Consider the following 816-nt stretch of genomic DNA (forward strand, 5'->3'; position numbering starts at 1 on the left):
ACGCCGTCCTTGACCTCGACCTGGAGGGGGCCGAGGGGGTAGAGGCCGTCGCCCATGCCGGCTGCGCCCATGGCGTCGGTGATCAGCGCGACGCGGGAGGAGCCGGCGGTGCCGTAGGCGAGGTCGAGGACGGAGGGGTGCAGGTGGACGCCGTCGTTGATGAGCTCGACGGTGACCCGCTCGTCCTCCAGGAGGGCCACGATCGGGCCGGGGGCGCGGTGGGCGATGCCGGGCATGGCGTTGAAGAGGTGGGTGGCGACGGTGGCGCCGGCGTCGATGGCTTCGAGGGTCTTGGCGTAGTCGGAGTCGGTGTGGCCGACGGCGGCGATGACGCCGAGGTCGGCGAGCATGCGGACGGAGTCGAGGCCGCCGGGCAGCTCGGGGGCGAGGGTGACCATCTTGGCGTGGCCGCGGGCGGCGTCGACGAGCTTGCGGACCAGTGCGGGGTCGGGGTCGCGGAGCAGGTCGGGGCGGTGGGCGCCGCAGCGGTTGTGGGAGATGAAGGGGCCCTCGAAGTGGACGCCGGCCAGGACGCCGTCCTCGACGAGCTCGGAGAGCACGGCGGCCTGGCGGGCGACCTCGTCGATCTCGCCGGTCACGGTGGAGGCGATGGTGGTGGTGGTGCCGTGTTCGAGGTGGGTCCGGGCGACCTTGAGGGCCTCCTCGGCGATCCCGGAGGCGTAGGAGGCGCCGCCGCCGCCGTGGACGTGCAGGTCGACGAAGCCGGGGACGACGGTGTACCCGGTCAGGTCGAGGTCACCGGCCGTGGTGGCGCCGCCGAGACCGGCGATCCGGGTGCCCTCGACGGCGAGACGG

At 73.9% G+C, this 816-nt stretch carries 1 protein-coding gene; it reads right to left on the reverse strand.

Annotated features, from left to right (window positions below):
• On the reverse strand, window positions 1–816 hold an 816-nt coding region (locus PUR61_RS01360), incomplete at both ends, for an N-acetylglucosamine-6-phosphate deacetylase (protein ID WP_329874751.1).

Origin of the sequence: Streptomyces sp. BE20, assembly GCF_036322525.1 — a bacterium.
Classification (GTDB): Bacteria; Actinomycetota; Actinomycetes; order Streptomycetales; family Streptomycetaceae; genus Kitasatospora.